We start from the raw sequence: 513 nt of genomic DNA, 5'->3' as shown, positions 1-513 counted from the left end.
CATCCGCCTGCATTTGTTATGATAAAGTCCGCGTTTGAATCCTCGAATGCCTGAATATTTCGTTTTGCGAGCAGGATGGCCTTAGACTTTTCGCTGCTGTGTCCGTGGAGGGCGCCGCAGCAGGTCTGCTGTTCGGGAATTATGATCTCGCAGCCAGCCAGCCGCAGCAGCTCAATGGTTGCCATATTCGTATCCAAAAACAGCGTATCCATGAGACAGCCTGAGAAAAAGGCAGCCCGTTTTTTTCTCTCCCCGATCGCAGGGAGCAGGTGCGGCCGTTTTTTCAGCTGTTTCATATTAGGAACCTTCGGCAAAACCGCCTCCATCTTCGCGAGGTGGTCCGGCAAAAGCCGGAGCAAGCCGGATTTGCGAATCACGTTTTGCATGCCGGAACGCTGATACAAGCCGAGCATTCCGGTCAGCGCCCTGATTCTGTTTGGATGGGGGAAAAGCCCTTTGAATACTGCGCGGCGAAGCACTTTAACCGGAAAGGCGTGCTTTTTGTTCTGCTGA

General features: G+C 53.0%; 1 protein-coding gene. It reads right to left on the bottom strand.

The genetic code is table 11. The features are described 5' to 3' along the window. Positions 1-513, bottom strand: a 513-nt coding sequence (locus tag ACWHAR_RS32185; protein WP_452089062.1) for a heterodisulfide reductase-related iron-sulfur binding cluster, incomplete at both ends; no start/stop codon positions are given.

The sequence above is a fragment of the Bacillus sp. LR--39 genome (assembly GCF_053613335.1).
Note: the sequence above shows the minus strand (reverse complement) of the source record. Positions and strands in the feature narration are given on the sequence as shown.